Below are 2,913 nucleotides of genomic sequence, written 5' to 3' on the forward strand. Positions count from 1 at the left end.
CTCGGCGCTGTCCTACACCGAGCGTTCATGGTATGTACCAGGAGGCTCTTTGAAATTGTCGAATCCGCATCAGCGCAAAAACGGAAACGATCGCCGTTGTAAACACCACGTCCAGGGGTCAATCGAGTCAACTGCCCCTCGGTTCGTCGCAAGCGTCAATTCGCCGCCGGCAAGCGCAGCCGCACGAGCAACCCGCCGAGATCCTCGCTCTCCTCGAGGCTGACGGTGCCCTCGTAGATCTCCGCCACGTCGCGCACGATCGCCATGCCAAGGCCCGTCCCCGGTTTGCCCGAATCGAGCCGCACGCCGCGGTCGAAGATGCGCAGCCGCTGTTCCTCGGGGATGCCGACGCCGTCATCCTCGATCAGGAACTCGACGAAGCCCGAATGCTTCGAGACGGTGACGAACACCGAGCCGCCGCCATATTTCGCGGCATTCTCGATCAGATTGCCGAGCATCTCGTCCAGATCCTGCCGCTCGACATGGACCTGCAGGTTCTTCGGGCCGTCGGTATCGATGCGGACGTGGCGATACAGGATGCCGACCGCGCGCTCGACCGATTCGAGGCTCGGCCAGACGTCGGCCCGGCTGTGCGCCGACCCGCGCCGCCCGACCGCCCGCGCGCGCGCAAGGTGATGGTCGACCTGCCGCCGCATCGTCCGCGCCTCGCGCACCACCGTCTCGCCGAGATCGTCGGCCTGTGCGGTGGCGGCGTTCATGATCACGGTGAGCGGCGTCTTGAGTGCATGCGCGAGGTTGCCGGCGTGGCGGCGCGCTTCCTCGGCCTGGCGCTCGTTATGCGCGATCAGCGCGTTCAATTCCTCGACCATCGGCGCGACCTCGATCGGCATCGGCCGCTCGATCTGCCGCGCCTTGCCCGCGCGCATCCGCGCGATCTCCTCGCGCACTTTCCGGAGCGGCCACAGGCCATAGAAGGTCTGCAACGCCGCCATCACGATCAGCCCGAAGCCGAGCAACGCGAAGCTGCGCACGAGAGTCTTGCGCAGCACCTTGATCTGCGCGTCGAGCCCGTCGCGGCTCTGCGCCACCTGGAAGCGCCAGCGCACCTTCGACCCCGGCAGCGTGACGTCGCGCTCGACGATCCGCAGCCGCTCGGGATTCTCGGCCTTGGGGTCGACGAACTGATTGCTGTCATAGGCGTGGACCGCGAGGTCGTTATGCGTGCTGCCATAAGCGAGCCGCCGATCCCACAGCGAGCGCGACGGGAAAGGCTCCTGGCCCGGCGCGCCGATCTGCCAGTACAGCCCCGAATTGGGCTCGATGAAGCGCTGGTCGGCGGGCTCGCGGTTCGAAATGACCTCGCCTTGCGGCCCGATCTCGGCCGAGACGATCAGCGCGGTCAGCACATATTCGAGCTGGTCGTCGAAATTGCGCGTGATCGCGGTGGTCAGCACGCGATCGAGCGCGAAGCCGCCGCCGGTCAGCAGCAGCAGGATCCACCCCGCCGCGATCACGATCATCCGCCGCGACAGCGAGCCCGTCGTGCGCACCGGGATCGCCGGATGCGCGTCGGCCTCGAGCGGGGGGAGGGGGGCAGCGACATGCTCCGCCGCCTGGTCCAAGATCACAGCGTCACCCACGTCGCGTCACCCCTGCGAAAGCGGGGATCCCGCTGCTGCGCCGCGCTCGATCCAGCGGGACCCCCGCTTTCGCGGGGGTGACGAAGCGGGCTTACGCATCTGGATCTTCGAGGCTGTAGCCGAGGCCTCGGATCGTGGTGATCACGTCCTGCCCGAGCTTCTTGCGGATGCGCGTGACGAACACTTCGATCGTGTTCGAATCGCGGTCGAAATCCTGGTCGTAGATATGCTCGATCAGCTCGGTGCGGCTGACCACCTTGCCCTTGTGGTGGAGCAGATAGCTGAGCAGCTTGTATTCCTGCGCGGTCATCTTGACCGGCTCGCCGTTGAGCGTGACCTTGCCGCTGCGCGTGTCGAGCCGGACGCCGCCCGCGGTCAGTTCGGACGAAGCGTTGCCCGAGGCGCGGCGGATCAGCGCGCGCAGGCGAGCGATCAGCTCTTCGGACTGGAACGGCTTGGCGACATAATCGTCGGCGCCGGCATCGAGCCCGGCGACCTTGTCCGACCAGCTGTCGCGCGCGGTGAGCACGAGCACCGGGGCGGTGCGGCCTTCCTTGCGCCAGCGGTCGAGCACGGTCAGCCCGTCGATCTCGGGCAGGCCGAGGTCGAGGATGATCGCGTCGTAATTCTCGGTCGAGCCCATGAAATGCCCTTCCTCGCCGTCGGTGGCGAGGTCGATCGCATAGCCTGCGCCTTCGAGCGTGGCCTTGAGCTGCTGGCCCAGGCTGGGTTCGTCCTCGACGATCAAAACGCGCATAGCTTTTTCCTTTTCTGGGGCGCTCAATTGCCGGTGCGGCCGAGGATCTGGCCCGAGCGGCCGTCGACCTCGACCCAGATGACTTTCCCATCGCGCAGGAACTTGAGCGTGTAAATCCCGCGCTCCCCGTCGAAGTCGAAGCCGAGATATTGGCTGCCGCGCATCGTCGGCAGCACGCGGCCCTCGATTTCGCGCAAGGGCAGGATGCGACCCTGCTGGCGGGCATGCCACGCCTCGCGCTGATCGACATGCTGCAGCCACGCGCCCGCCAGCGGGGGCGGGGCGGTCGCAGTGGCCAGTCCCAGCAACACGATCACGAACATCGACATTGGCTTCGCATAGGGGCGAAGGCTTGAACAGCCTGTGAATGAGCCGCAGCGCGGCAGCCGCCGCCCCGGCGGCAGACTCGCGCAAGGCCGGCCGGCGGGTGGCGCCAGCGAACCCGTCCGACGACGCGGCTTTGCCGCGGCGGGGTGCAAGGCAGGATAGCCCCTCCCCTTCAGGGGAGGGGTTGGGGGTGGGGCGGTGCCTCGCAGAGCGGCCGGCTCTTGTGAC

3 protein-coding genes are annotated in these 2,913 nt (G+C 67.2%); all 3 read right to left on the reverse strand.

Annotation, left to right across the window (positions count from 1 at the left end):
* Positions 1-155: 155 nt before the first annotated feature.
* On the reverse strand, positions 156-1,589 hold the full coding sequence (locus RH90_RS02010; RefSeq protein ID WP_010183546.1) for an ATP-binding protein: 1,434 nt from the start codon (positions 1,587-1,589) through the stop codon (positions 156-158).
* Between the two features lie 103 nt (positions 1,590-1,692).
* A complete protein-coding gene (locus RH90_RS02015; protein ID WP_010183547.1) occupies positions 1,693-2,358 on the reverse strand; it encodes a response regulator transcription factor in 666 nt (221 codons plus the stop codon).
* Between the two features lie 23 nt (positions 2,359-2,381).
* The gene (locus RH90_RS02020) at positions 2,382-2,687 is read right to left on the reverse strand and encodes a PepSY domain-containing protein (protein ID WP_010183548.1); all 306 of its coding nucleotides are present in this window, start codon (positions 2,685-2,687) and stop codon (positions 2,382-2,384) included.
* Between the last annotated feature and the right edge of the window lie 226 nt (positions 2,688-2,913).

The sequence above is a fragment of the Sphingomonas sp. PAMC 26605 genome, from assembly GCF_000241485.1.
In the GTDB taxonomy this organism is placed as follows: domain Bacteria; phylum Pseudomonadota; class Alphaproteobacteria; order Sphingomonadales; family Sphingomonadaceae; genus Sphingomonas.